The organism is Roseobacter weihaiensis (genome assembly GCF_020622345.1).
GTDB classification, from domain to species: domain Bacteria; phylum Pseudomonadota; class Alphaproteobacteria; order Rhodobacterales; family Rhodobacteraceae; genus Roseobacter; species Roseobacter weihaiensis.
Genome location: NZ_JACNMO010000012.1, coordinates 88945 through 115935 on the forward strand (window position 1 = coordinate 88945; position 26991 = coordinate 115935).

Consider the following 26991-nt stretch of genomic DNA (forward strand, 5'->3'; position numbering starts at 1 on the left):
ACCGTCTGGTCAAATCGAAACCCCGCGCCCCCGACACGGCAGGACCTGCCTTCGGCGACCTGATCGGTTGGCTCTCCCGATCGCATCTCCGAAACCGGGGCTGTCGGCATCAATGCAGACCCGGGCTAGCTCAATCGGCTGACCACCACGGTGACTTCGGGCTTTTTGCCGATCTCGTCCATTGACGTCTGACGGACGACACGCCGCAAACCTTCGTTGAGTTTTTCATCGTCGCGCAGCGTCTTGGCCCCTGCCCGCCCGAGCCACTGGCCCAGATCCGCCTCAAGCACATCCACAAGCGAGGCATTGCTGCGCCCGGTTTCCGGCAGCCCCTTGATCTCGCACCACGGCTCGCCCAAGGGCTCGTCTTCTTCATCGACGATCAGCGTCACCACCACATGGCCGTTCAGCGCCATGCGAATGCGGTCGCGCACCACGCCGTCAAGCGCGCCGATCTGCACGGAGCCGTCGAGATAGGTCCGCCCGGTTTCGATGTATTCGGCGATTGTCGGCTGGTTCCCGGAAAGATCGACCATCATCCCGTTCACGGCCAGCACACCGGTCATGCCATTGCTGTCGGCAAGCTTCACATGTTCGCGCAGGTGCCGGTGTTCGCCATGCATCGGGATCAGCACCTGCGGTTTGACGATGCTGCTGAGCTGTTCCAGATCGGGCCGGTTCGCATGCCCCGAGACGTGATAGCGTCCAGAGCTGTCATCCACCACATCCACGCCCTTTTCAGAAAAGGCATTGATGATGCGGATCACCCCCTTTTCATTGCCGGGGATCGTCTTGGAGGAAAACAGGAACAGATCTCCCTCCTGCATCTCGATCCCCTGATACTTGCCACGCGCCAGCTGGGCCGAGGCCGCGCGACGCTCGCCTTGGCTGCCGGTGACCAGCAGCATGAGGTTTTCGCGCGGGATGGATTTGGCGTCCTCCGGGCTGACCACGGTTGGAAAATCGGACAACACGCCGGTTTCGACCGCCGCTTCGATCATCCGGCGCATCGCCCGGCCCATCAGCACAATCGACCGCCCCGCGGCCACGCCTGCATCTGCCAGCGTTTTCACCCGTGCCACGTTGGAGGCAAAGGTCGTGGCCACCACCATCCCGCTGGCCTGCTCAACGAGCTTGGTGATTTCCGGCCCGACACTGGCCTCGGAGCGACCCGCATGGGCGGAAAATACATTGGTGCTGTCGCAGACCAGCGCCTTGACCCCGCCCTTGCTGACCTCGGCCCAGAGGTCGGGGTCAAACGGCTCCCCGACCAGCGGTGTCTCGTCCAGCTTGAAATCGCCGGAATGGATCACACGCCCCTCGGGGCTGTCGATCACCAGCGCAGAGCTTTCCGGGATCGAATGCGAGATCGGCAGAAAGCTCAGCTTGAAGGGGCCTGCGGTGATCTCTTGGGGATAGGCGGAAACCGTCTGCACCGCGTCTTCGGGGTGGCCATGCTCGGCCATCTTGCGGCGCGCGATATTCGCCGTGAAGGCGCGCGCATAGATCGGTGCGCGCAGATCCTCATAGGTCAGTGCCACCGCGCCGACGTGGTCCTCATGCGCGTGGGTGATAAAGACCGCCTCGATCCGGTCGCGACGCTCCTTCAGCCAGGTGATGTCCGGCAGGATCAGATCCACACCGGGGCTACCGTCCATATCCGGGAACGCCACGCCCATATCCACGACAATCAGTCGTTCCCGGCCTAAGGCGCCATAGCCATAGACATAGGCGTTCATACCAATTTCACCCGCCCCACCGAGGGGCAGGTAGATCAATCTTTCAGTGCTCATAGGATTAAGCGTTGTCCTTGTTGTACTCATGGATCACGGTCAGACCGTGCATCGTCAAATCATCCCGGAAAACATCGAATAGCTTTTCGGACTGCTGGAAAAGAGGGGCCAGCCCACCCGTTGAAATCACGCGCATGTCGCGGGCGCGCTCCGCTTTAATTCGGGCACATATCTCACGGACGAGGCCGACATAACCCCAAAAAACACCTGATTGCATACAAGTCACCGTGTTTGTGCCAACAACCCGCTGCGGTTTGGAGATATCGACATGCGGCAGGGCGGCCGCTGCCTGGTGCAAGGCCTCAAGGCTGAGGTTGACCCCCGGCGCGATCACCCCGCCCACATAGGCCCCATCCGTATCAACGACGTCAAAGGTGGTGGCGGTGCCGAAATCCACCATGATGAGATCACCGCCATAAAGGTCGTACCCCGCGACCGTATTCACCAGCCGGTCCGGCCCCACCTGGGTGCCCTCATCCACGCGGACATCCACCGGCAGCGCGCAATCGGCTTTGCCGACGACAAGAGGTCGGGTGTTGAAATAGCGATCGCTAAACACACGCAGGTTGAACACAACCCGCGGCACCGTCGACGAGATAATGACATCGGTGATCGTCACATCGAGCTTTTGCCAGTGCATCAGCGAACTGAGCCAGACGTAGTACTGATCCGCCGTGCGCTGCCATTCAGTGGCAGTGCGCCAGGTCGCCAGAAATCTTTCGCCATCCCAGATCGAAAAGACGGTGTTGGTATTTCCGCAGTCAATCGCCAGCAACATGGTCCGGCCTCCCCCGTTCTCAAAAATAGACGTCCGCGGCGGCGATTGTCTTGACCCCGCGGGGGCCGCGTATCACAAGCTGGCCGGTCGCGTCCACATCCTCGAAAATGCCCACATGGGTGTCTTTCGACGTGCGCGCGGTGATCGTCTCGCCCAGCCGGGCGGCATGCGCCAGCCATGCGGTGCGGATCGGCGCGAACCCGTAGGTGTCAAACTGCGCGTCAAGTACCGCGTAGTGCTGCGCCAAGATGTCGAGAAACCGCTCGGGCGTGACCACGCAGCCTGTCTCCGCCGCAAGCGAAACCGGCACCGCTGCCCCCGGCTCTACCGCCTGCGGGGCCGGTGCCGCAGCCAGGTTGACCCCGACCCCAATCGCGAGGGCTCCGGTTGACCCCGATGATTCCAGCAGGATGCCGGCCACCTTGCCACCATTCAGCAAGACGTCATTCGGCCATTTCAGGGCAAAGGCCTGGGGCTGTCCCGTCACCTCGACAAAGGCCCGGTGGAGCGCGAGCGACATCACGAAAGACCGCAGCGCGGAGAGCGCCGGGGTTGGCGCCGCAGGCTGCATCAGCGTTGCGGCAAAATTGCCGGCCAGCATGGACCAGGGCCGTCCCCGGCGCCCGCGTGGGGCAGTCTGATGGTGCGCCAGCAGCCAGAACGGCACGGGCTGATCTGTCGCGCGTCCCAGCGCTTCGTCCAGCGTCGAGCTGACAGAGGACAGAACGATGCGACCGTATCCCTCGGGCCAGCCCGTCATATCGACCTCTCCGGCAGGATCACAGGCCCGGGTGCAGATCAGTTAACAAGCGTTGCCGCCGCCGCTGCTGCTGCGGCCTCTACGCCGAACATGTTGATGATGCCCAGCACCATCACAGCCGCGGAGGCCATCAGAAAGCCCCACAAAACAGTGGAGCCGCCCTTGTCCAGGCCTTCCTGACTGTCGTCGCCGAAGTACATGAAAAAGACGATGCGCAGGTAATAATAGGCCCCGATCACCGAGGCGATCACCCCCGCGATGGCAAGCCAGGCCAGCCCGGCCTCATAGGCGGCACGCAGCACGTAGAATTTGCCGAAAAAGCCCAGCATCGGCGGCACGCCGGCCAGCGAGAAGAGCAGCACCAGCATCGCCAACGCCTTGCCCGGCTCCTGCTTGGAATACATGTTGAGCGACGCGATATCGGTCACCGGCTGGCCGTCTTTCTCCATCATCAGGATGAAGGCAAAGGTGCCCACGTTCATCGTCACATAGATCGCCATATAGATCAGCATCGCCTGCACCCCGAGCACGGTGCCTGCCGCCAGCCCCATCAGCGCATAGCCCATATGCGCAATCGAGGAGAACGCCATCAGACGTTTGATATTGGTCTGGCCGATGGCGGCAATCGCGCCGAGGAACATCGACAAGACGGACAAGAGCGCCACGATCTGGCTCCAGTCGCTGACCGCATTGCCAAAGGCGTCATGCAGAACGCGGGCAAAAAGCCCCATGGCCGCGACCTTGGGGGCGGTGGCGAAAAACGCGGTGATCGGGGTCGGGGCCCCCTCGTAGACGTCCGGGGTCCACATGTGGAACGGCACGGCGGAGACCTTGAAGGCCATACCAGCGATCAGGAAAACCAGGCCAAACAAAAGCCCTAGCGAAACGTCGCCATGCTGTGCCGTCTCGATGATGCCGGAAAAGAGCGTGGTGCCCGCATAGCCATAGACCAGCGAGGCGCCATAGAGCAGCAGACCCGAGGACAGCGCCCCCAGGACGAAATACTTGAGGCCCGCTTCGGTGGATTTCACGCTATCGCGCCGCAGCGAGGCCACCACATAGAGCGCCAGGGATTGCAGCTCAAGCCCCATGTAGAGGGTCATGAGATCGCCTGCGGAGACCATGACCATCATGCCCACCGCTGACAGCGCCACCAGCAGCGGGTATTCAAACCGCAAAAGGTCGCGCTGTTTCATGTAACCTTCGGACATCACCAGCACGGCGGCGGCGGAAAGCAGGATCGTGACCTTGGCAAAGCGGGCAAAGCCGTCCTCGATCAGCATGCCGTTAAAGGCGATATTGGTGCCCTCGCCCGTGATCCCGATCCAGGCCCCCAGGGCGATCATCACGCCAGCGGTCATCCAGACCAGCGTCGAGGCCAGTGCATCCTTGGTGGTGTAGACCGCCACCAGCAGCATCACCATCGCGTAAACCGACAGCAGAATTTCCGGCAGTATGAGGGTCAGATCGGCGGGTGTCATAGGGTCCGTCCTTTAGTTCGACGCCATCTGGGTCGCGGCCTCAGCCGCGGCCAGCGCCGTGTCGTAATTTGCAACCAGAGCTGCCACCGCAGGCCCCGTGATATCCAAGACCAGGGCCGGATAGACCCCCAGGAGCAGCGTCATCACCACAAGAGGGGCGAAGATCCAACGCTCCCGCGGACTCATATCGGTGATCGAGCGCAGGCTCTCCTTGATGAGATCGCCCATCACCACCCGGCGGTAGAGCCAGAGCGCATAGGCCGCCGAGAAGATCACCCCCGTGGTCGCCACCGCGGCCACCCAGGTGTTGACCTGGAACACGGCCATCAGGGTCAGGAACTCACCGACAAATCCGGAGGTGCCCGGCAGGCCCACATTGGCCATGGTAAACAGCATGAAGATCAGCGCGTAGGCCGGCATCCGGTTCACCAGCCCGCCATAGGCATCGATGTCACGGGTGTGCATCCGGTCATAGATCACGCCCACGCAAAGAAACAGCGCACCGGAGATGAAGCCATGGCTGATCATCTGGAAAATCGCGCCATCCACGCCCTGTTGATTGGCCGCGAAAATCCCCATGGTCACAAATCCCATGTGGGCGACCGAGGAATAGGCAATCAGCTTTTTCATGTCTTCCTGCACCAAGGCCACCAGCGAGGTGTAGACAATGGCAATCGCGGACATCCACAACACCAGCGGCGCCATCACCTCCGAGCCGACAGGGAACATCGGCAGCGAAAACCGCAGGAAGCCGTAGCCGCCCATCTTCAGCAGGATCGCGGCCAGCACCACGGACCCGGCCGTGGGGGCCTGCACGTGCGCATCGGGCAGCCAGGTATGGACCGGCCACATCGGCATCTTGACCGCAAAGCTCGCAAAGAACGCCAGGAACAGCAGCGTCTGGAATCCGCCCACGATGGTCACGCCAGCGACGCTGAAGGTTTCAAAATCAAACTGATGCACGAGCAGTTGTTCGATATCGGTGGTACCCGCCTCGGCAAACATCCCCACCATGGCCACCAGCATCAGCACCGAACCGAGGAAGGTATAGAGGAAGAACTTGAAGCTCGCGTAGATACGGTTCGCCCCGCCCCAGATGCCGATGATCAGGAACATCGGGATCAGCCCTGCCTCGAAGAAGAGATAGAAGAGCACCAGATCGAGCGCCATGAAAACGCCCAGCATCAGGGTCTCCAGCAGCAAAAAGGCGATCATGTATTCCTTGACGCGCGTTGTCACATGCCAGGAGGCGGCGATCACCAGCGGCATCATGAAGGTGGTCAGCATCACAAAGAGCACCGATATGCCATCGACCCCCATCTTGTACTGCAGCCCCAAGAGCCACTCGCGCTGCTCGACAAACTGGAAACCGGTGTCGTCGGGATCAAAGCCGCTGAGAATAAACAGCGACACCAGGAAGGTGGCAGAGGTGGCAAACATCGCCACCCATTTGGCATTGCGGTTTGCCGCCTCATCATCCCCGCGCAGGAAAACCATCAGGATGAACGCGGCAAGCGCCGGGATGAAGGTCACAATCGACAGAAGGTTGTCCATCAGTTTGCCCCCCCGCTCAAAGTCATCCAGGTCACGAGCACGGCAATGCCGATCACCATCGCAAAGGCGTAGGTAAAGATATAGCCCGATTGCGCGCGGCCTGCGAGCCGGGTGAAGAACGGAATGATCCCCATAGCCACGCCGTTCAGGCTGCCATCGATCACATCGCCATCCCCGCGCCGCCAGAAGAACCGGCCGATCCACTTGGCCGGGCCGACAAAGACCACATCGTAGAGTTCGTCAAAATACCACTTGTTCTTTAGGAACAGATAGAGCGGGCGCTGGTTTTCGGCGAGCCGTTTGGGCAGTTCGGGGTTCACGATGTAGAACCAATAGGCCATCAGGAACCCGATCAGCATGGCCGCAAAGGGCGAGGTTTTCACCCAGTAGGGCACCTTATGCGCATCATCCAGCAGGGTGTTGTCGGGCGCCACGTAAAGAGCCCCTTCGCCCGGCTGCCCGGCAAAGACATAGTGATGCTCATCACCCTTGGCCTCAGCTCCGTGGCCGTCATCCTGCGCCGCGTCCCCATGGGCTGCCTCATCGCCTTGCTCTGAGGCTTCTGCATAGGGAATGCCGTAGAACGTCGCCACCTTGTCGGTGTGACCAAAGAAGGAGCCATACCAGACCATGCCGGCAAAAATCGCACCCAGGCTCAGCACGCCCAAGGGCACGATCATCGTCATCGGGCTCTCATGCGCATGCTCATGCGTGTGCTTGTCACCGCGCGGTTTGCCGTAGAACGTCAGGAACATCAGCCGCCACGAATAAAAACTGGTAAAGAGCGCCGCGATCACCAGCGCCCAGAAGCCATACATGGACCCTGCGGCAAAGGCGCTTTCGACGATGGCATCCTTGGACTGGAAACCCGCAAAGCCGATGGGGATTTCCCCCAGTGTCAGAATCCAGACAGGCACGCCGACACCAGTGATGGCCAGCGTGCCGATCATCATCGCCCAGAAGGTATAGGGGATCTTCTTGCGCAGCCCGCCGTAGTTCATCATGTCCTGCTCGTGGTGCATCGCGTGAATGACCGAGCCCGCGCCCAGGAAAAGCATCGCCTTGAAGAAGGCGTGGGTGAACAGGTGGAACATCGCCGCCGAATACATGCCAACGCCCGCCGCCACGAACATATAGCCGAGCTGCGAACAGGTCGAATAGGCGATCACCCGTTTGATGTCGGTCTGCACGAGACCGACGGTGGCGGCAAAAAAGGCCGTCGTGGCCCCCAGCACGGTCACGAACATCATCGCTTCGGGCGCGAACTCCATGATCGGGGACATGCGGCAGACAAGAAACACGCCCGCCGTCACCATGGTCGCGGCGTGGATCAGCGCGGAGACGGGCGTCGGCCCTTCCATCGCATCGGGCAGCCAGGTGTGCAGGAACAATTGCGCGGATTTCCCCATCGCCCCGATGAAGAGCAAAAAGGCCACCAGATTGGCCGCGTTCCACTCGCCCCAAAGGAAGGTCAACTGCGTTTCCGCCAGCTCCGGGGCGGCGGCAAAGACATCGTCGAAATTGATACTGTCGGTGAGGAAAAACAGCGCGAAAATCCCCAGCGCAAAGCCAAAATCGCCCACCCGGTTGACCACGAAGGCCTTGATCGCGGCGGCATTGGCGCTGGGCTTGCGATAATAAAACCCGATCAGCAAATAGGAGGCTACCCCCACGCCTTCCCAGCCAAAGAACATCTGCACGAGGTTGTCGGCAGTCACCAGCATCAGCATCGCAAAGGTGAAGAACGACAGATAGGCAAAGAAGCGCGGCTTGTAGCTCTCGCCTTCTTTCCACTGCGGATCGTGATCCATGTAGCCAAAGGAATAAAGGTGCACGAGGCTGGAGACGGTCGTGATCACGATCAGCATGATGGCCGTCAGCCGGTCCATCCGGATCGCCCAGTCGGTGCTGAGGCTGCCGCTTTCGATAAAGCGCAAAATCTGGATTTGCTCGGTCGTGCCGTCAAAGCTCAGGAACACGATCCAGGACAGCGCAGCAGAGAGAAACAGGAAACCGGTGGCGATCCAGCAGGCGGCCACCTCGCCGATAACCTTCCAGCCGAACCCGCACAGAAGCGCGCCCACAAGCGGGGCAAAGAGGATGATGGTTTCCATGGTCTCAGCCCTTCATCACGTTGACGTCTTCCACGGCGATGGTGCCGCGGTTGCGGAAGAAACAGACCAGGATGGCCAGCCCGATCGCCGCCTCCGCGGCGGCAACGGTCAGAACAAAGAGCGTAAAGACCTGCCCAACCAGATCGCCATGGTACCAGGAGAAAGCAACAAGGTTGATGTTCACTGCCAGGAGCATCAATTCGATGCTCATCAAGAGGATGATGATATTCTTGCGGTTCAGAAAGAGCCCGAATATGCCAATGACAAGGAGCGTGGCCGCCACTGTCAAGTAATGTTCCAAACCTATCATCGTTCTTCCTTTCGAGGCCTGCGCCCCGTTCTTAGTTCCCAATCGTCATCGGCGCGGGGGCCGACCCACCTAAAGGCTTTCCAGCCTGAATTCTGTCTTGTCGCCCCGCAGATCGGGGTAGAGAGCTGCACAGGCGCAGACCTCGGCTTCCAATGTGAGCTGCGTCACATCCCGCGTAAATCTTTCCAGATCCGCTGCCATCCGGTCGAATGTGGCGAAGATGCGTGATCCGCTTTCATGCCGCGCGATCACCTGCAGGGCATCGTCGATGCGGTCGAATGGCAGACGCGCATTCATGTTTTCCTCCGCCGCCCGAACCCGCAGCGCCGTGCCCGGTCCGCAATCCGCCACCGTGAGATCCGTAGCGGAGCCTTCCTGAGACCACCAATCCCGCCACATCACGCGGCCCGCGCCCAGATCCCGATGATCCGCCTCGCCGCCGTGGCTGATATGGGTCGTGCGGGTGCAATCCTCGACAGCCAGCGCCTGCGCACCGCCGGCCCCCCACGACATCAGCAGAATTACGGCTGTCCGCTTTCCTATCCCTGCCCTGCGTTCACGTCTCATTTTCTCGTTCTTTCCGGTCTCAGGATCGGTTGAAGTATCCGAACGCCGCCAGAATGGCGACGCTGAGGGCGATGAGTATGGCAATCTGGTCTCCGTGCATTACAGGCCCTGCCCCGGTTTGACGTCTTTCAATTCCATCGCTTTCGCCGGGTCGCGCATCATCTGGGCGACCACATCCTGCCGCTTGACGTCAGAGCGGTGCCGCAGCGTCAGCACGATGGCCCCGATCATCGCCACCAGCAGGATCAATCCCGAAAGCTGGAACAGCAGGAAGTAGTCGTCATAGAGGATCAGGCCCAAGGCTTCGGTGTTATGCCGGTCCACCGGGATCACCTGCGCGCGCAGGCCTTCGGCGGCGGCATCGCTCTCCCAGGCGCCAAAGGCGATGATGAACTGCATCAGGATCACCACCCCGATCAGCAAGGCCAGCGGCATATATTTCGCCATCTCGGCCTTGAGCTCCGCAAAATCCACGTCCAGCATCATCACCACGAAGAGGAACAGCACCGCCACGGCACCCACATAGACGATGATCAGCAGCATCGCGACGAATTCCGCCCCCAGCAGCACAAAGAGCCCGGCGGCAGACAGAAACGCGAGGATCAGCCAGAGCACAGAATGCACCGGGTTGCGGCTGATGACCGTAAAGAGGCCCCCCGCAATCACGCTGATGGCAAAAAGATAAAAGGCAAAAACGATCATTCTGCGTCCTTTTCTTCGTCCAGAACCTGCTGTGCCAATTCGAGGGCACGCGTCATCGCGGGCAGCCCTGCGAACATCGACATCTGGCCAATGGTCTCGACGATATGCTGCTCGGTGGCCCCGGCCTCGACCGCGTGGCGCACCGCCTGACGAAAGGCCATATCGTTCTGAGCGCCCTGCATGGTGAGCCCGGCAAGCGTCAGCAGCATCCGGGTGCGCGCGTCCAGCCCGCCTTCGTTCAGCGTGTTGCCGAACATCATCTCCATCATGTCCTTGGGCATCGTGCCCATCATCTTCTCGAAGCCTTTGGGCGTGAACGCCTCCATCGCGGGAAAGCTCTTGGCCATCTCCTGCGCCTGGGTCATCATGGTGGCAAAGGGGTTCATCCCCTCAAAGGGGTTCGGCTTGTCGGTCATGCGGCCTCCTCAGCCTCGAAGACCTCAAGGGCCGCGTTCAGGGCATTTATCATCGCCGGGAACCCACCATAAAGTGCCATCTGGTTGATGACCTCCGCCACCTCGCGCTGCGTGGCCCCCGACCGCAGGGCATTCCGGATGTGCACCTTGAGCTGAGGTCCCGTCTGGCCCCCCAAAGCGGTCAGGGCCGCTACGGTCGTCAGATAACGGGTTTTGTCATCGAGCCCGTCGCGTGTATAGTAATGGCCGAACGCCACCTCCATCATCGTGGTCGAAAACCCCGGCAGGATCGCGTCATAGCGCGCCGCCAAAGTCTCTTCGATCCCCGGATTGGTGGCTTCTGCCATCGCCTTGCCGCGGGTATAGGCGTCAGACGTGGTCATCGGTAAGGTGCATCTATTTCGAGGTTGCGGGCGATTTCCGCCTCCCAGCGTTCACCGTTTTCCAAAAGCTTGTCCTTGTCGTAATAGAGCTCCTCGCGGGTCTCGGTCGCGAACTCGAAATTCGGCCCCTCCACGATGGCATCCACCGGGCAGGCCTCCTGACAGAACCCGCAGTAGATGCATTTGGTCATGTCGATGTCATAGCGCGTGGTCCGTCTGCTGCCATCCTCGCGCGCCTCCGCGTCGATGGTGATGGCCTGTGCCGGGCAGATCGCCTCGCAGAGCTTGCAGGCGATGCAGCGTTCCTCGCCGTTGGGATAGCGGCGCAAGGCGTGCTCACCCCGGAACCGCGGGGAGAGCGGGCCCTTTTCATGCGGATAGTTGAGCGTCGCCTTGGGCGCAAAGAAGTATTTCAGCCCCAGTTTCATGCCAACCCAGAAATCCTGCAGCAGGAAATACTTGGCGGCGCGGGTGTAGTCGATCTGTGTCATGTCAGGTCTCCATTGGATCAAAAGTGTCAACGAAGTAACGATCCCAGTACCGAATATCGCGGGCGATATTCCGAATATTAGCGTCTGCACCTTTTCGTCCTGCGATGTACCCATCAAGGCTGCTCAGCGCGCTGTCGATGCTGTCGAACTTCCCAAGTCTTTCGCCATCGACCTCCAACTCGTACCGTCTATCATCCGAAGGTCTGAGTTGAGCTGAGCCATCTCCAAGGCCCAAGGAAAATCCATACAAGAACTCGGTAGCCATATCAGCCCCCCATTCCCCAGCGGGCATAAGCGCCCCAGAACCAGTCGAATTTGGCGGCAAAGGCCACGAAGACCACCCAGACGAGGCTGAAGGGCAGGAACACTTTCCAGCCCAGCCGCATCAGCTGGTCGTAGCGGTAGCGCGGGGTGATCGCCTTGACCATCGCGAAGAGGAAGAAGAAGAACGCCATCTTCGCCACCATCCACAACGCGCCATCGGGCAGGCCCGGAATGGGCGAGAGCCAGCCGCCGAAAAACAGCAGCGTGGTCAGCGCGCACATCAGGAAGATCGCGATGTATTCGCCCGCCATGAACAGCAGGAACGGGGTGGAGGAGTATTCCACCTGATAGCCCGCCACCAGCTCGGATTCCGCTTCGGGCAGGTCAAAGGGCGGGCGGTTGGTTTCGGCCAAGCAACTGATAAAGAACAAAAAAACCATCGGAAAATGCGGCAACCAGTACCACGAGAAGAACCCGTAAGCGCCGTCCTGGGCGGCCACGATACCGCCGAAGTTCATCGACCCGGTCGAGATTATCACCCCGATGATAATGAGCCCGAGCGACACCTCGTAAGAAATCATCTGCGCCGCGGAGCGCAAGGAGCCCAGGAACGGGTATTTCGAGTTCGACGCCCAGCCCCCCATGATGACGCCGTAAACCTCCAGCGAGGAGACAGCGAAGACAAAGAGGATCGCCACGTTGATGTCGGACAAGACCCAGGTCTCGTTGAACGGAATCACCGCCCAGGCGATCAGTGCCAGCACAAACGACGTCATCGGGGCCAGCATAAAGACGGTCTTGTCGGCCCCGGCGGGTACGACGACCTCCTTGACCACGTATTTCAGCGCATCGGCCACCGTCTGAAGCAGCCCAAAGGTGCCCACCACGTTCGGTCCGCGCCGCATCTGCACCGCGGCCCAGATCTTGCGGTCGCCGTAGACCAGAAACAGCAGCGACACCATCACGAAGCCCACGACCGCCAGCACCTGTGCCAGGATCAGAACGGCGATGCCGCCAGGAGTGGTAAAGAATTCAGCCATAGGTCCTCACACCGTCGGTATTCCGCTTTCCTGACACGCGGCTACGGTGACTTCGGCGTCGATTGTAGCGCGCCCGGCAGGCAGGGTTGGCGAGATGGTGTAAACAGCATCTGCCGCCCACACGCCACCCTCTTTGGTCAAATTTGTGCGCAAATGTCGTGCAAAACCATATCCCCGGTCGCGGGTATACCGCGCGGCCGCACATTCGGCATAGCGCTGCACATCTTTTTGGCTCTGTGCCTTGGTCATCGCCACATTCACCTGCACCAGATCTTCATCCAGCGCGGTGGTCTCAACGCCCAGATAATCGGGTATAAAGTCCTCTGCCGTGGGCACCGGTTGCGCACAGGCTGCAAGCGCGAGGGGGGATATCAGCACAAGGCGGGTCATTCACACGCCAGCCTTGGTTTTCGAAAACCCGTCACAATCCAATCGTCGCCCTGCGGCCTGGCCAACAGAGTGTAAACGCACTCCTGAGAATAGGGCTGGTAAGTTGTCGAGGTCGTCGTCGCTGTTGCCCAGCCGCCCGATCCGTAGATATTGGTCGTGGACGGTGTACTAACAGGGATAACACCAGAGTCAGTGATATTCCACTGGAATGCTCTTGCTCCGTCTGGCAAATCAAAAACCCCCGATGGTTGGCCGTAGTCAAGCATCGGTTCCGTGATCGAACCACCAACGTAACCCTGCATGACCTGGCTTGCACAGCCTGAGAGCAAGAAAAAGAAACCAATCAAACCCAAACGGGTCATTTTCATACAACTTGTCATTCCGCCGCCATTGCCTCCTGCCGACGCGCCTTGGCGTTGGCCGACAGCTCCGCCATCAGTTCCGAAGCGCGGGCAATCGGATTGGTCAGGTAGAAGTCCGTGATCGCTTCAGGGAATGGCCCCTCGCCCAGATCTCCTGGCTCCAGCGGCTGCCACTCGTTCTGCGGCACCTGATCGACCTGCCCCAAATGCGGCACCTCCTTGACCAGCGCCTGACGCAGCTGCGCGATGCTGTCATAGGGCAGCTGCGCACCCATCTCGGCCGACAACGCTCGCAGGATCGCCCAGTTCTCCTTGGCCTCTCCGGGGGCAAAGCCTGCGCGCAGGGCCAGTTGCGGACGCCCCTCGGTATTCACGAAAAGCCCCGGTTCCTCTGTATAGGCCGCTCCCGGCAGAATGATATCGGCCCGGTGTGCGCCACGATCCCCATGGGATCCCTGATAAATCACGAAAGAGCCGTCAGCGATCTCAACCTCATCCGCGCCGAGGTTATAGATTACCTCCGCCTCTGACACCGCCTCAATGCCCCCCTCGTTCACCGCACCGATGTCGAGCGCGCCAACCCGCGCGGCTGCCGTGTGCAGCACCATGAAGCCCGAACCGGTCGCTTCCGCCAATGCCATGGCCTCGGCCAAGACTGCGGCCCCATCCGTTTCGCGCAGGGCGCCCATGCCGACGATGACGAGGCTTTCCTTCTCCTCAAGAGCGCTGTGATCCTGCGCCATCAACTTGCCCAGGGCGGCGCGATCGCTGCCGAAGTGCGTGTGCTCATACGTCAGGTCAACCGCTTGGCCCACCAGGGTGATATCCGCCCCCTGCGTCCACGCCTTGCGGATCCGGGCGTTCAGCACAGGGGCCTCGACCGCCGGGTTTGCCCCGATCAGCAGAATGGCCTTTGCGGTATCGATGTCTGCGACCTTGGCGGTACCGACATAGGCGCTGCGGTTGCCCGCGGGCAGTTTTGCGCCGTCGGTACGGCATTCCACCACACCGCCCTGCCCTTCGATCAGCTGCTTGAGCGCGAAAGCCGCCTCGACCGGTACGAGATCGCCCGCCAGACCGGCCACTTTTTTGCCTGCCATGGCCTGGGCTGCCGCCGTCAGGGCTTCGGGCCAGCTTGCGGGCCGCAGTTTGCCGTTCTCGCGGATATAGGGTTTGTCCAGCCGCTGCCGCCGCAGCCCGTCCCAGACAAAGCGCGTCTTGTCGGAAATCCACTCCTCGTTCACGCCATCATGGTTGCGCGGCAGAAAGCGCATCACTTCGCGCCCCTTCGTGTCCACGCGGATGTTGGAGCCGAGCGCATCCATCACGTCCACGCTCTCGGTCTTGGTCAGCTCCCAGGGCCGCGCGGTAAAGGCATAAGGCTTCGAGACCAGCGCCCCCACGGGGCACAGGTCAATGATATTGCCCTGCAAATTGCTGTCCAGCGTCTGCCCCAGATACGACGTGATTTCCGCATCCTCGCCGCGCCCGGTCTGTCCCATCTGGTGAATGCCCGCCACTTCGGTGGTAAACCGCACGCAGCGCGTGCAGGAAATGCAGCGCGTCATATGGGTCTCGACCAGCGGGCCAAGGTCCAGATCCTCCGTCGCGCGCTTGGGCTCGCGGTAGCGGCTGAAATCCACCCCGTAGGCCATCGCCTGATCCTGCAGGTCGCATTCGCCGCCCTGATCGCAGATCGGGCAATCCAGCGGGTGGTTGATCAGCAGGAACTCCATCACCCCCTCGCGGGCCTTCTTGACCATGGGCGAGTTGGTCTTGACCACCGGCGGCTGACCTTCGGGACCGGGGCGCAAATCCTTGACCTGCATCGCACAGGAGGCCGCAGGTTTCGGCGGCCCGCCCACCACTTCCACCAGGCACATGCGGCAGTTGCCCGCGATGCTCAGCCGTTCGTGGTAACAAAAGCGCGGGATTTCGATGCCCGCCTCTTCACAGGCCTGGATAAGGGTCATCGCCCCTTCGACCTCGACCTCTTTGTCGTCGATTATGACCTTGCGCAGATCGCTCATATCATGTGCCTCTATCTGATGCGCACCGGGCGCTCAATGGTTAGTCGGAGGCGCGCAGCAGCGCCCCTATTTGTGAGTTCTGCGCAATCTCGGCCTGGCCAAGCGCACAGTATCCTTGTTCATCCTGGCCCAGATTGCGGGCCGCCATATAGTCCGCCGCGCGGGCGCGCAGCCTGTCCTTTTCGGTATCAGATTCAATATGGGTCCTGATTTCGCTTTCACTATACCCCAAGCTGGCCGCTTCGCGCTGCAGATCGCGCAACACCCCAAGGGCGCGGAACAGACGCGCCGATATTGTCGGGCAATTCTCGCGAATCTCATGCGCCAGCCCGATGGCGAAAAGCTGGGCGTCAATCTGCGGCACATCGCGCAACGCCGGTTTGGCGAGCACGCCGCCCGGCAGAGATATCCCAAGGGCCAGCACTGCGCCTGTCATTGCCGCACGCATTCTATCTCTCCTTTGGCGGCAGGACCCCGCACGCTGGCGCGAACCGATGCCGCACGATATGCCACGGGGGGCGTCATTCCCGGCAGCTTCCCTGCAAGGTCAGCGTGTCGCCGGTGATGGGCAGGCTCTCATCGGGGCTGTCAGGACCCACAAGCCAGACGATATCCGACCGTCCATATCGGTTGACACAATAGATCGTCGCCTCATAGCGCGCCGCCTCCCGTGCGCCTGTCAAAGAGGCAGACGCCGGACGCGCTGTCACGACAAAATCCTGACGGTTGCCGCGCTCCGTGTTGAGTCTCGTGTTAAAAAAAACACCATCAAACGCGACATCGTCATCATCCGGACCACAGGCCGTCAGCGCAAGCGCTATGAGTGTCAAGGCTGCTACTGCGCGCATGTTCTTACTCCGCTGCAACCGGGGGGCACCGGTTGTCCTTCCACCTGCTGGCCTCTTTCAGATAAGACCACCCAAAGGCGTGATCGCTGTCGCCGTTTTGCCTCAAGTGCTCAAGCCGCGCCAGCGCCTCGTCCAGCGTCGGCTCATGGCCTTCGGGCACCCACCACATCACGAAATGCATCTCTCCGAGCACCTCGAACCACTCCTGACGGCGCGCGTAGAACTGCTTGTGGATCGTGCCCCAGACAAACTGCTCCAGCGCCTCGACGCTTTCCCAAACCGTGAGGTTCGAGACATAGAGCGGATCGCCATCAATGGCGTTTTCCGTATTCCCGGTGCCCGGCGCGCCCGAGCCTTCCATCATCCAGACGAACCCCGGCATGCGCTTGCCCAGCCCATTGATCCGGTCGAGGTTCGCCATGAACTCCGCGACACGCGGATCATCCGTTGGGGCGGCAAGGCGGCCTACGTTGAGTTCGGCGAGGTGTTTGGCGTGTTCAACCATGAACTTCCTCGCCGCATACTTCGTCAGGCGTTTTTACTTCGCCTGTGCACAAACCCCCAAACCGGAAGTCCAGTCCGTTTGGCAAACGCTCAACAAGTTCAACGGGACCAGGCAACATATTGAATCTTTGGCAGGTTACATAAATCATGAAATGCGACAGCCCATCGGCGTGCCGCTCATCAAGCAACACGTCAAAAGACAGCACAAACTCGAAGCGTTGTTCCGAGATCGGAATACTATCAATCACAATATGACCTTCGGAACCATCCCATGAAAAAGCAGCGCCGGATAGATGGGTGTATTCGCCAGTTCCACACGGTTCAGGAATGTGGATACCATGCGCGAATGCGGCGCCACCGACTAAGATCAAAGCGCACGGCAACGCCGCTGTACCTGGCCAGAGTTGTATCATCACTCCGCCGCCACAGCGCTCACGCGGCCCGTCCGCTTGTGCTTGATCCGGTCCTCGATCTCGTCGCGGAAGTGGCGGATCAGGCCCTGAATGGGCCAGGCCGCAGCATCACCAAGCGCGCAGATCGTGTGGCCTTCGACCTGCTTTGTCACATCGAGCAGCATGTCGATCTCCTCGACCTCCGCCTCACCGGTGACCAGCCGGTCCATCACCCGCATCATCCAGCCCGTGCCTTCGCGGCAGGGCGTGCACTGGCCACAGGACTCGTGCTTGTAGAACTTCGACAGACGCCAGATCGCCTTGATCACATCCGTCGAATTGTCCATCACGATCACCGCCGCCGTGCCAAGACCCGACCGCTGCTCGCGCAGGTAGTCGAAATCCATGATCGCGTCTTTCATGTCCTTGCCGGGGATCAGCGGCACCGAGGACCCGCCCGGAATGACGGCCTTGAGATTGTCCCAGCCGCCGCGAATACCGCCGCAATGGGTCTCGATCAGCTCCTCGAAACTGATCGACATCGCCTCTTCGACGACGCAGGGATTGTTCACATGGCCCGAAATCGCAAAGAGTTTCGTCCCTGCGTTGTTGGCGCGCCCAAAGCTTGAAAACCACTCCGGCCCGCGCCGCAGGATCGTGGGCACAACGGCGATGCTTTCGACGTTGTTCACCGTGGTCGGACAGCCGTAGAGCCCGGCGCCCGCCGGGAACGGCGGCTTCATGCGCGGCATGCCCTTCTTGCCCTCGAGGCTTTCCAGCAGGGCGGTCTCTTCACCGCAAATGTAAGCGCCCGCGCCGTGGTGCAGGTAGATGTCGAAATCCCAGCCGGAGCCTGCGGCATTCTTGCCCACCAGCCCGGCATCATAGGCCTCGTCAATCGCGGCCTGCAGCGCCTCTTTCTCGCGGATGTATTCGCCGCGGATGTAGATGTAGCAGGCATGCGCATTCATCGCGAAAGAGGCAATCAGGCAGCCCTCGACCAATGTATGCGGATCGTGGCGCATGATCTCGCGGTCCTTGCAGGTGCCCGGCTCGGATTCGTCGGCATTGACCACCAGGTAAGCGGGCCGCCCGTCACTTTCCTTGGGCATGAACGACCATTTCAGACCGGTCGGGAAGCCAGCACCGCCCCGGCCCCGCAGGCCAGAGGCTTTCATCTGGTCCACAATCCAGTCCCGACCCTTCTGGATGATGCCCGCTGTGCCATCCCAATGGCCGCGCTGTTGCGCGCCCTTGAGCGTGCGGTCATGCATCCCGTAGATGTTGGTAAAGATGCGATCTTTATCCTGAAGCATACCGCTTCCCCTTTTACCTGTCCTCGCGCGCGGCCTTGCGCGCACGTTTCAATTGCATCGAGACGATAAACGACCACAAGAGGGCCGCCAGAGCGAAGAGATCAATGAGGATCGACTGCCTTGACGTTAGCCCGATCTTGGGCGCCAGCCACAACGACAGCATCCAAAGCACCATGGTCCCCACAATCACGAGGCTGACCATCCGTCCTTTGGCGGCCAAGGCACGCTCCCGCGCCTCGGCCGATTGTTCTTGCGCACTCATGAAGCCTCCTAGCTTCGTCTTGGATCAGCCTTTGGCTTTTGCCAGCGCCTTGGCCTGACCGACCCAGTCGTCCCGTTCGATACGTCCTTTGAAGCGCAGGCGCTCATCCACCCACGCGATATCTTTCTTTTTCAGCTTGGCGACCTGCTCGTAATGCCAGATGCCAAGCTCGTTGAGGGTCTGCTCCAGCTTGGGGCCGACGCCGCTGATCTTCTTGAGATCGTCCGCCTGGCCACCCTCCGGGGCATCCCGCATCAGCGCGGGTCGCGCATCTGTTTCTTTTGCAGCGGGTTTCGCCTTCGCGGGCGTCGCCTGCTTGGCAGGCGACTTTGCAGCCGGCGCTTTCGCGGGTGCCGGTTTTTCAGCAGCTTTTACCGCCGCCGGGGCGGCAGCGGCAACCGGTGCGGCGGCCTTCGGCGCTGGCGCTTCGGGTTTTTCAGGCGCCGCCGGTGTGTTCAGCTTGACCTCGCCCGGACCGGGCAACGGACGCGTCATCACAAAGCTGATGATGCCGCCAAAAATGAGAAAGACCAGGAATCCAACAAAGGCGCCCTGCAGGAAACTCCAGTTTTCCCCCAGCACCCACAGCAGCGTGCCGGCCAGAGTGCCGCCGGCCAATGCCACAAGCCAGCTGCCAATCGCCATTCCAATCATTCCTTTGTTGCTATCCATAGCGGCCTCTCTTTCGGTTATTTACGCAATCACTTTTTATAAATACCGTCTTTTTCCGCCCTTTGGGAAAATTCTGTGTCCTGCCCGTCAGCAAGGGCTTTGGCCTGTGCGACCCAGCCATCTCTGCTGACGCGGCCCTTGAACCCCACAAAGCTTTCGTCCGCCCAGGCCACTTCATCCTCGGACCAGCTTGCAATCTGGTCAAAATGATAAATGCCGATGTCATTCAGCATCCCCTCAAGCTTGGGGCCGATCCCCTTGATGAGCTTGAGATCATCCGCCCCGTTCTCGCGCGGGCCTTTCAGCGTGCCGGGTTTCACGCCTGCGGGCACCTCGGTCACCTGCTCCGGCGCAGGTTTCCTTTTCGCTTTGGGCTTGGGGGCCGGGGCTGCATTTTCGTTTGCGCCCTGCCAGGGCATCCGCAGGGGCACTTCGGTCCCGTCGATACGCTTGACCGTATCGCCCAGATCCACCGCCAGCTGGACGGAGGCATTGTACTGTGTTTTGCCGCTGTCATAGTCGGTGAGGCTGGTCAGCCCCTTGAGCGGCTCTGCCGCGTAGCGTCCGTTCTGCGGCCCCGGCACGGGCACTTTGCCCGCTGCCAACTCGTCAATGATCTCCCCCAGGCGCGCGGCCGTCAAATCCTCGTAGTAGTCTTTGCCGATCTGCGCCATCGGGGCGTTCGAACACGATCCAAGACACTCCACCTCTTCCCATGAGAAATTCCCGTCCACAGACAATTGATGTGGCTCGGCGGCGATCTTTTCCTTGCAGACCGCCACCAGGTCTTCCGCGCCGCAGATCATGCAGGACGTTGTACCGCAAACCTGAATATGGGCAATGGCACCAACGGGTTGGAGCTGGAACATAAAGTAAAACGTCGCCACTTCCAGCGCCCGGATGTAGCTGAGATCCAGCATATCCGCGACCGTTTCAATCGCGGGCTTGGAAAGCCAGCCCTCCTGCTCCTGCGCCCGCCAAAGGATCGGAATAATGGCCGAGGCCTGCCGCCCCTCGGGGTATTTGGTCATCTGCCCTTCCGCCCAAGCCTGGTTGGCGGGTGTGAAAGCAAAGCTTGAAGGTTGGTCGGGATGAAGTCTGCGGAGCATTTCGGTGTCCTTTGCGCGCCCTGCGGCACATCGATGTCATTAGAGGCGTTCAACAGCGCGTTTGGGGTCGGAGTTTGTCCAAAGGCGGGGTGCGATCTCACACTCCGCACTACCGTCAGGGCAAAGCTTCGGCACCTTATAACACTCCGCGCCTGGCTGCGGGTTGGTCCAGAGTCTCGGTCTGTCGCATGTAGTGCCATCGGCCTGCCGGGCATCGGGCGCATCTGAGCCGCTCATGGGCGCATGAAATTTCACGACAAGCGCCACAGCGATACAGAGTGTCAGGGCAATCAACCTGCCGGTCATCGGTCAATCTCCCCGAACACCACATCCATGGTGCCGATGATGGCAGCAACGTCAGCCAGTTGGTGGCCGCGCGACATATGGTCCATCGCCTGCAGGTGCAAAAAGCCCGGCGCGCGGATCTTGGCGCGGTAGGGCCTGTTGGTGCCGTCGGCCACCAGATAAACGCCGAACTCGCCCTTGGGCGCCTCGACCGCGCAGTAGACCTCGCCTTCGGGCACGTGGAAGCCTTCGGTGTAGAGCTTGAAGTGGTGGATCAGCGCTTCCATCGACGTCTTCATATCGGAGCGGCTGGGCGGAGTGATCTTGCCGCGGGCCAGAATGTCGCCCTGCCCCTCGGGCGCGCGCAGTTTCTCGACGGCTTGCAGAATGATGCCCACAGATTGGCGCATCTCTTCCATACGCACCAGATAGCGGTCATAGCAGTCGCCGTTCTTGCCCACGGGGATCTGGAAGTCGAACTCGTCGTAGCATTCATAGGGCTGGGCGCGGCGCAAATCCCACGCCAGACCGGACCCACGCACCATCACGCCGGAGAAGCCGTAGTCGAGGATTTCCTCTTCGGTGACCACGCCGATATCGGCGTTGCGCTGCTTGAAGATACGGTTTTCTGTCAAAAGCCCGTCGATATCGTTGATCACACGGGGAAACTCATGCGCCCAGGTCTCGATGTCGTCGATCAACTCGGGCGGCAGGTCCTGATGCACCCCACCGGGCCGGAAATAGGCAGCATGCAGCCGTGCCCCGCAGGCCCGCTCATAGAAGACCATCAGCTTTTCACGCTCCTCAAAGCCCCAGAGCGGCGGGGTGAGCGCGCCCACGTCCATCGCCTGCGTGGTGATGTTGAGGATGTGATTGAGCACCCGGCCTATTTCACAAAAGAGCACCCGGATCAGCGATGCGCGGCGCGGCACTTCAACGCCTGTCAGCTTTTCGATGGCCAGACACCAGGCGTGTTCCTGGTTCATCGGCGCCACGTAATCGAGCCTGTCAAAGTAGGGCAGGTTTTGCAGATAGGTCCGGCTCTCCATCAGCTTCTCGGTGCCCCGGTGCAGCAGCCCGATATGCGGGTCACAGCGCTCGACGATCTCGCCGTCAAGCTCCAGCACCAGCCGCAGCACGCCGTGGGCTGCGGGGTGTTGCGGCCCGAAGTTGATGTTGAAGTTGCGGATCTTCTGCTCGCCCGTGAGGGCGTCTTCAAAACCTTTGGAGCCGTCCATCATGCGCGTTCCTCCGTTGTTTGAACCGGATCACGAAATGCAAAAATCCAACAGAATATGAAAACAAAAGCCGGATTGACTGCCAGAATCGCCCACCACTTTGACATTCCGAATTTCGGCAACAGCATCCATATTGGCGTCGCAAATACTGCAGCCATCATGAACACTAGAACTACCGAAGGAAGCCCGAGGTCAAATCCCATCACCGCTTCTCCAGCTCTTGCAGCTTCAGACCCATCCACCACAGCAGGGCAATCGTGCCCAGCGGGATGAGGCAGGCCGCCGCCCAGTATTTGTTGATGCCGAAGAACGGCAGCAGCTTGACCATCGGGATGGCCGTGAGCGCCGACAGGACCAGCCACCAGAAGCCACCCACCTACTTGGCCTCCTGCTTGTCGTCCGCCTTGTCATCGCCGGGCAGAATGTATTCCGCCCCCTCCCAGGGGCTCATGAAGTCGAACTGCCGGTATTCCTGCACGAGGCTGACTGGCTCATAGACCACACGCTTCTGCGCCTCGTCATAGCGCACTTCGGTATAGCCCGTGGTCGGAAAGTCCTTGCGCAGCGGGTGCCCGCGAAAGCCGTAATCCGTGAGGATGCGCCGCAGATCCGGGTGACCCGAGAAGAGGATGCCGAACATGTCGAAGACCTCACGCTCGAACCAGTTGGCCGAGGGGTGCACCGAGATGATCGAGGGCAGCATCTGATCTTCGCGGATGCTGACCCGCAGGCGGATGCGGTGGTTCTGATACATCGACAGCAGGTGGTAGACCACGTCGAACCGCTTGGCCCGACCGGTGTAGTCCACCGCGGTGATGTCCACCAGCGTGGAGAACCGGCAGGTCGCATCTGTCTTGAGAAACTCGATCAGCCCGACGATGTTCGAGGGCGTCACGTCAAGATTCAACTCATCCTGGGTCACATCCCAGGCGAGCACGCAGTCGGTGCGCTTTGCCTCGATATAGGTGCCAAGTTCTTGTAAGGGGTCAGACATCCAGGTCCTCTCTGATTGCGCGGGGGCCGCACCCTGCCCTGCTAACGGACAATGGTGCCGGTGCGCCGAATTTTGCGTTGCAGTTGCATGATGCCGTAAAGCAGCGCCTCCGCCGTCGGCGGGCAGCCCGGCACGTAGACGTCCACCGGCACGATGCGGTCACAGCCGCGCACAACACTATAGGAATAATGGTAGTACCCGCCCCCGTTGGCGCAAGAGCCCATGGAAATCACATAGCGCGGCTCCGGCATCTGGTCGTAAACCTTGCGCAGGGCAGGCGCCATCTTGTTGGTCAGCGTGCCCGCGACGATCATCAGGTCGGATTGGCGCGGGCTGGCGCGCGGCGCGGTGCCAAAGCGTTCCATGTCATAGCGCGGCATCGCGGTATGCATCATCTCCACCGCGCAGCAAGCCAAGCCAAAGGTCATCCAGTGCAGGCTGCCGGTGCGGGCCCAGTTGATGATATCTTCCGTCGAAGTCAGCAGGAAGCCCTTGTCCTGCAGCTCGCGGTTCAGCTCTTGGGTGGCGACATCACGGTCAAGCCCAGCTGTGTTCAAGCCAGTTGCAACGGACATTTGCGTTTTGCTCCAAACGTTAATTATTTTGCGCACTTGGGGTAACACCCCGGTCTTTGATCTTTTAGCTCAGCAGGCCAAAGAGTTCAACGCATCATCGCATCGCTGTTACCTTTGGTCGCGCATGGAAATGATGACATGCCACACGCGCGCTGCAGCATGTAAAGTCAAATGGTTTCAATTCTTTACAAGTCTTCCAGGCCGCATGAGACGACAACCAAGGTCCGTGCCGCACGGGATGGGAAGGCCCGCGCATCGGGCACAGAGGCTGCACATGCGGCAACGGGCAGCGTGCAATCCCCGAGAGACATCGCGACTGTCAAAAGCACAGGCGCTGGCCGGCAAAAAGGGCCCCGCAGGGCCCTGTTACATGCTGTGCGGGATCAGCCGGAGGCTATTGCCACTCCAGCGCGCCCTTTTTCCACTCATAGGCAAAGCCGATGGTCAGCACGCCGAGGAACACCATCATCGACCAGAACCCGACCATGCTGACGTCTTTGAACGCCACGGCCCAGGGGAACAGAAACGCAATCTCAAGGTCAAAGATGATGAACAGGATCGAGACCAGATAAAAGCGCACATCGAACTTCATCCGGGCATCGTCAAATGCGTTGAACCCGCATTCATAGGCCGAGACTTTTTCAGGGTCCGGGTTGCGCACCGCCAGCACGACCGCCGCCAGGATCAGCACGAGGCCCAGGCCAATGGCCACGCCCAGAAAAACCAGAATTGGCAGATATTCCCGCAGCATCTCGTCCAAGGTGTGGCTCCTTACCTGCACTGCCGCACAGCACTGTTGTGGCCGCACCGAATGTGCAGCATTGAATTTCTTTACGCCGATGCCGAAACAGGGTCAACCAAGCAACGCGTGCCATGGCATGGATTTATGACCTGGTCAAAGGCTGCCCGGAACGGCCAGTCCAAACGGAACGATGTGCAGCTGCCGCTGTCTCTGAGCGGTATCTTGCGCACCTTTTTGTAAATCACAACATTCTGATCCAAATGTGTATCTGCATCGTAAACTAAAAGTTAATCCGGTGCCGGTGCGCGCCTTTTCGTGAATGGCGCGCGGCGTTACCTCACTTCGACATGAAGGAAAGAAGAACACCATGAATAGACGTTTTGCACTGAAAGCCACGATCGCCGCTGGCGCACTTGCCACCATTGCGGCCTGCGGGCAGACTGACCCGGGCAATGATATTGTCGATATTGCCGCCGCGAACGGCAACTTCAATACACTCGTGGCGGCGATTCAGGCCGCAGGTCTTGAAGAGACACTGCGCGGTCCCGGCCCCTTCACTGTCTTTGCACCGACAGATGCAGCCTTTGCGGCATTGCCTGAGGGTACAGTAGAGAACCTGCTGCTGCCCGAGAACCAGGAGACGCTTGTAAGCATTCTGACCTACCACGTCGTACCTGGTGCCATCCAGTCGGGTGACGTTCTGGGCCAGGTTCAGGATGTGACGACCGTCAATGGTCAGACCGTTCGTGTGGACGGTCGCGGCGGCAAGCTTGCAGCGGCTGTGCGGGTCAATGACGCCAATGTGACGGCGGCCGACATCCTGGCAAGCAACGGTGTGATCCACGTCATCGACAAAGTCCTCCTGCCCGACTAAGGCAGCCCAAGGACTTTCCTCGGGCCCGCAGGCGAAAGCCTGCGGGTTTCTTCATTCTAGTGTTTCTGCCCGTCCTGCGTCAGCGCATCCAGGCGGCTTTGCGTTTTTCGAAGAAGGCCGAAATGCCCTCCGCCGCCTCCTGCCCTTCCCAGCGGGCCGCCAGCGCCTCGATGGACTGCTCTATCATCTCCTGACTGACCGTGCCGCCCAACCTGCGGGCCAGCTCTTTGGCAGCAGCCACCGCCCCCGGCGCGCAGGCCAGATAGGGGATCACTTCCGCCTCGACCGTCTCCGCCAGTGCCTCGGCCGGAACCGATTTGGCCAGAATGCCCAGATCGACAGCCTCTGACGCATCGAACAGCCGTGCCGACATGAAGACGCGCCGCGCGCGCCCTTCGCCCATGCGCGCGAGCACATAGGGCCCAATCGTGGCCGGGATCAATCCCAGGCGCGTCTCGGTCAAGCCAAACCTTGCATGATCGACGCCAATGACCACATCGCAGACGCAGGCCAGCCCGACACCACCGCCGAAGGCGTTACCCTGCACCGCCCCGATCAGTGGCTTTGGCAGGCTGTTGAGCGCGCCGAGCATGCTGGCAAGCTTGCGCGCCTCTGCCGCACGGGTCTCGGCCTCCATCCCCAACTGGTCGCGCATCCAGCCCAGATCGCCCCCGGCACAGAAAGAAGTCCCCGAAGCGGCGAGCGTAACAACCCGTACGTCCTCATCCGCGGCCAGTTGAGCGGCGACGGCCGTCAATTCCTCGATCATCCGCGCCGAAATGGCATTGTGCTTTTGCGGCCGGTTGAGGGTCAGCGTGGCGACACCGCGCGGGTCGGTCGAAAGGGTAATCGTGTCAAACATCTCAAACCTCTAGGGGGTTGCAGCGGCAGCGGCACGCAGCGCCAGGGCCATCTGCGCGGCCTCTGCCAGAATCGTCGCGTCGAGGCCGGTGTCATAGCCCAATGCGGCCAGATGCGCCGCGACCGCTTCGGTGGCGACATTGCCCGATGATCCCGGCGCAAAGGGGCAGCCGCCCAGACCGCCGATCGCCGCGTCAAAGACACGAAGACCCAGGCTGAGCGAGGCATCGATGTTTTCCAGCGCGCGCCGATTGGTATCGTGATAATGCCCGGCCAGACGGCCCACAGGCACCACGTCACGGACCGCCAGCAGCATGCGCGCGATGCTGTCGGGGGTCCCCGCACCGGTCGTATCGCCGAGGCTGATCTCATAACAGCCCATGGCAAAAAGCCTGTCGGCCACGCAGGCCACCTGCGCGGGCGTCACAACGCCATCATAGGGGCAGACCACCACGCAGGACACATAGCCGCGCACCGGCACATCGATGTGGCGCGCTTCCTCCAGGATCGGCACGAACCGGTCGAGGCTTTCGTCGATGCTGGCGTTGATGTTGGCTCTGGAAAACCCTTCGGAAGCGGAGGCAAAGACCGCAACCTCATCCGCTCCGGCAGCCCGCGCATCCGTAAAGCCGCGCATGTTGGGGGTCAAAGCCGCATATCGCAGGCCCGCCTGGCGCGCGATCCGGTCCAGCACATCGCCTGAACCTGCCATCTGCGGCACCTTTTTGGCGGAGACAAAACTGCCCACTTCCATGCGGCGAAAACCGGCCCGGCTCAAACAATCGATCAGCGCGATCTTGTCTTCCAGCGCAATCTCACCGGGCTCATTCTGCAGACCGTCCCGTGGCCCGACCTCAAAAATCTCGCATTGTCCCAAGCTCATA

At 60.7% G+C, this 26991-nt stretch carries 34 protein-coding genes; 1 reads left to right on the forward strand and 33 read right to left on the reverse strand.

Annotated elements, in window-relative coordinates:
* Positions 1–125 precede the first annotated feature (125 nt).
* From H7847_RS15040 to H7847_RS15190, 31 genes are all read right to left on the reverse strand, one after another.
* Positions 126–1793 (reverse strand): ribonuclease J, encoded by a 1668-nt coding sequence (locus H7847_RS15040; protein WP_227270298.1) that lies wholly within the window; start codon positions 1791–1793, stop codon positions 126–128.
* 4 nt (positions 1794–1797) lie between these two features.
* Positions 1798–2571 carry a type III pantothenate kinase gene (locus H7847_RS15045; RefSeq protein WP_227270299.1) on the reverse strand — a complete coding sequence of 258 codons (774 nt, stop codon included), beginning with the start codon at positions 2569–2571 and terminating at the stop codon, positions 1798–1800.
* Positions 2572–2590: 19 nt separating this feature from the next.
* Complete coding sequence (locus H7847_RS15050; protein ID WP_227270300.1) at positions 2591–3331, reverse strand: biotin--[acetyl-CoA-carboxylase] ligase; 741 nt, start codon at positions 3329–3331, stop codon at positions 2591–2593.
* A 38-nt stretch (positions 3332–3369) separates the two neighbouring features.
* Positions 3370–4812: an NADH-quinone oxidoreductase subunit NuoN gene (gene nuoN, locus H7847_RS15055; protein ID WP_227270301.1), complete on the reverse strand. Its 1443-nt coding sequence runs from the start codon at positions 4810–4812 to the stop codon at positions 3370–3372.
* 12 nt (positions 4813–4824) lie between these two features.
* A complete protein-coding gene (locus tag H7847_RS15060) occupies positions 4825–6366 on the reverse strand; it encodes an NADH-quinone oxidoreductase subunit M (RefSeq protein WP_227270302.1) in 1542 nt (513 codons plus the stop codon).
* Complete coding sequence (gene nuoL / locus H7847_RS15065; RefSeq protein WP_227270303.1) at positions 6366–8480, reverse strand: NADH-quinone oxidoreductase subunit L; 2115 nt, start codon at positions 8478–8480, stop codon at positions 6366–6368. The genes H7847_RS15060 and nuoL overlap by 1 nt, the downstream gene beginning before the upstream one ends.
* Positions 8481–8484: 4 nt before the next feature.
* Complete coding sequence (gene nuoK, locus H7847_RS15070; protein ID WP_227270304.1) at positions 8485–8790, reverse strand: NADH-quinone oxidoreductase subunit NuoK; 306 nt, start codon at positions 8788–8790, stop codon at positions 8485–8487.
* 69 nt (positions 8791–8859) lie between these two features.
* Positions 8860–9357, reverse strand: coding sequence for a hypothetical protein (locus H7847_RS15075; protein WP_227270305.1), 498 nt, complete (start codon positions 9355–9357; stop codon positions 8860–8862).
* A 99-nt stretch (positions 9358–9456) separates the two neighbouring features.
* Complete coding sequence (locus tag H7847_RS15080) at positions 9457–10059, reverse strand: NADH-quinone oxidoreductase subunit J (RefSeq protein ID WP_227270306.1); 603 nt, start codon at positions 10057–10059, stop codon at positions 9457–9459.
* The gene (locus tag H7847_RS15085) at positions 10056–10475 is read right to left on the reverse strand and encodes a carboxymuconolactone decarboxylase family protein (protein WP_227270307.1); all 420 of its coding nucleotides are present in this window, start codon (positions 10473–10475) and stop codon (positions 10056–10058) included. The genes H7847_RS15080 and H7847_RS15085 overlap by 4 nt, the downstream gene beginning before the upstream one ends.
* On the reverse strand, positions 10472–10858 hold the full coding sequence (locus H7847_RS15090; RefSeq protein ID WP_227270308.1) for a carboxymuconolactone decarboxylase family protein: 387 nt from the start codon (positions 10856–10858) through the stop codon (positions 10472–10474). Before H7847_RS15090 ends, H7847_RS15085 begins: the two co-directional genes overlap by 4 nt.
* Positions 10855–11349, reverse strand: coding sequence for an NADH-quinone oxidoreductase subunit NuoI (gene nuoI / locus H7847_RS15095; protein WP_227270309.1), 495 nt, complete (start codon positions 11347–11349; stop codon positions 10855–10857). Before nuoI ends, H7847_RS15090 begins: the two co-directional genes overlap by 4 nt.
* Before the next feature lies 1 nt (position 11350).
* Entirely contained in the window at positions 11351–11614 is a 264-nt protein-coding gene (locus H7847_RS15100) for a hypothetical protein (protein WP_227270310.1), read from the reverse strand.
* Between the two features lies 1 nt (position 11615).
* Positions 11616–12653: an NADH-quinone oxidoreductase subunit NuoH gene (gene nuoH / locus H7847_RS15105; RefSeq protein WP_227270311.1), complete on the reverse strand. Its 1038-nt coding sequence runs from the start codon at positions 12651–12653 to the stop codon at positions 11616–11618.
* Positions 12654–12659: 6 nt separating this feature from the next.
* A complete protein-coding gene (locus H7847_RS15110; protein WP_227270312.1) occupies positions 12660–13043 on the reverse strand; it encodes a hypothetical protein in 384 nt (127 codons plus the stop codon).
* Positions 13040–13411 (reverse strand): hypothetical protein, encoded by a 372-nt coding sequence (locus H7847_RS15115; RefSeq protein ID WP_227270313.1) that lies wholly within the window; start codon positions 13409–13411, stop codon positions 13040–13042. The genes H7847_RS15110 and H7847_RS15115 overlap by 4 nt, the downstream gene beginning before the upstream one ends.
* A gap of 8 nt (positions 13412–13419) precedes the next feature.
* Positions 13420–15435: an NADH-quinone oxidoreductase subunit NuoG gene (gene nuoG / locus H7847_RS15120; RefSeq protein ID WP_227270314.1), complete on the reverse strand. Its 2016-nt coding sequence runs from the start codon at positions 15433–15435 to the stop codon at positions 13420–13422.
* Positions 15436–15475: 40 nt separating this feature from the next.
* Positions 15476–15883: a DUF5333 domain-containing protein gene (locus H7847_RS15125; protein ID WP_227270315.1), complete on the reverse strand. Its 408-nt coding sequence runs from the start codon at positions 15881–15883 to the stop codon at positions 15476–15478.
* 73 nt (positions 15884–15956) lie between these two features.
* Entirely contained in the window at positions 15957–16283 is a 327-nt protein-coding gene (locus H7847_RS15130) for a hypothetical protein (RefSeq protein WP_227270316.1), read from the reverse strand.
* 4 nt (positions 16284–16287) lie between these two features.
* Positions 16288–16788 (reverse strand): DUF3291 domain-containing protein, encoded by a 501-nt coding sequence (locus H7847_RS15135; protein WP_227270317.1) that lies wholly within the window; start codon positions 16786–16788, stop codon positions 16288–16290.
* On the reverse strand, positions 16781–17200 hold the full coding sequence (locus H7847_RS15140; RefSeq protein WP_227270318.1) for a hypothetical protein: 420 nt from the start codon (positions 17198–17200) through the stop codon (positions 16781–16783). Before H7847_RS15140 ends, H7847_RS15135 begins: the two co-directional genes overlap by 8 nt.
* Positions 17200–18495: an NADH-quinone oxidoreductase subunit NuoF gene (gene nuoF, locus H7847_RS15145; RefSeq protein ID WP_227270319.1), complete on the reverse strand. Its 1296-nt coding sequence runs from the start codon at positions 18493–18495 to the stop codon at positions 17200–17202. Before nuoF ends, H7847_RS15140 begins: the two co-directional genes overlap by 1 nt.
* Positions 18496–18508: 13 nt before the next feature.
* Positions 18509–18757 (reverse strand): DUF5337 domain-containing protein, encoded by a 249-nt coding sequence (locus tag H7847_RS15150; RefSeq protein ID WP_227270320.1) that lies wholly within the window; start codon positions 18755–18757, stop codon positions 18509–18511.
* 24 nt (positions 18758–18781) lie between these two features.
* Complete coding sequence (locus H7847_RS15155; RefSeq protein ID WP_227270321.1) at positions 18782–19429, reverse strand: hypothetical protein; 648 nt, start codon at positions 19427–19429, stop codon at positions 18782–18784.
* A gap of 29 nt (positions 19430–19458) precedes the next feature.
* Positions 19459–20538 carry an NADH-quinone oxidoreductase subunit NuoE gene (gene nuoE, locus H7847_RS15160; RefSeq protein WP_227270322.1) on the reverse strand — a complete coding sequence of 360 codons (1080 nt, stop codon included), beginning with the start codon at positions 20536–20538 and terminating at the stop codon, positions 19459–19461.
* Positions 20539–20840: 302 nt separating this feature from the next.
* Positions 20841–22064 carry an NADH-quinone oxidoreductase subunit D gene (locus H7847_RS15165; RefSeq protein WP_227270323.1) on the reverse strand — a complete coding sequence of 408 codons (1224 nt, stop codon included), beginning with the start codon at positions 22062–22064 and terminating at the stop codon, positions 20841–20843.
* Entirely contained in the window at positions 22061–22264 is a 204-nt protein-coding gene (locus tag H7847_RS15170) for a hypothetical protein (RefSeq protein WP_227270324.1), read from the reverse strand. The genes H7847_RS15165 and H7847_RS15170 overlap by 4 nt, the downstream gene beginning before the upstream one ends.
* Positions 22264–22437 (reverse strand): hypothetical protein, encoded by a 174-nt coding sequence (locus tag H7847_RS15175; protein WP_227270325.1) that lies wholly within the window; start codon positions 22435–22437, stop codon positions 22264–22266. The genes H7847_RS15170 and H7847_RS15175 overlap by 1 nt, the downstream gene beginning before the upstream one ends.
* Positions 22438–23055 (reverse strand): NADH-quinone oxidoreductase subunit C, encoded by a 618-nt coding sequence (locus tag H7847_RS15180; protein ID WP_227270326.1) that lies wholly within the window; start codon positions 23053–23055, stop codon positions 22438–22440.
* A 41-nt stretch (positions 23056–23096) separates the two neighbouring features.
* Positions 23097–23630 carry a NuoB/complex I 20 kDa subunit family protein gene (locus H7847_RS15185; protein ID WP_227270327.1) on the reverse strand — a complete coding sequence of 178 codons (534 nt, stop codon included), beginning with the start codon at positions 23628–23630 and terminating at the stop codon, positions 23097–23099.
* A gap of 394 nt (positions 23631–24024) precedes the next feature.
* Complete coding sequence (locus H7847_RS15190; RefSeq protein ID WP_227270328.1) at positions 24025–24390, reverse strand: NADH-quinone oxidoreductase subunit A; 366 nt, start codon at positions 24388–24390, stop codon at positions 24025–24027.
* Positions 24391–24739: 349 nt separating this feature from the next.
* On the opposite strand from H7847_RS15190, the gene H7847_RS15195 reads away from it, so the two are divergent.
* The gene (locus H7847_RS15195) at positions 24740–25246 is read left to right on the forward strand and encodes a fasciclin domain-containing protein (RefSeq protein WP_227270329.1); all 507 of its coding nucleotides are present in this window, start codon (positions 24740–24742) and stop codon (positions 25244–25246) included.
* Positions 25247–25325: 79 nt separating this feature from the next.
* On the opposite strand, the gene H7847_RS15200 is transcribed toward H7847_RS15195, so the two are convergent.
* A complete protein-coding gene (locus H7847_RS15200) occupies positions 25326–26108 on the reverse strand; it encodes a crotonase/enoyl-CoA hydratase family protein (RefSeq protein ID WP_227270330.1) in 783 nt (260 codons plus the stop codon).
* A gap of 9 nt (positions 26109–26117) precedes the next feature.
* Positions 26118–26990 carry a hydroxymethylglutaryl-CoA lyase gene (locus H7847_RS15205; protein WP_227270331.1) on the reverse strand — a complete coding sequence of 291 codons (873 nt, stop codon included), beginning with the start codon at positions 26988–26990 and terminating at the stop codon, positions 26118–26120.
* Position 26991: the final 1 nt, after the last annotated feature.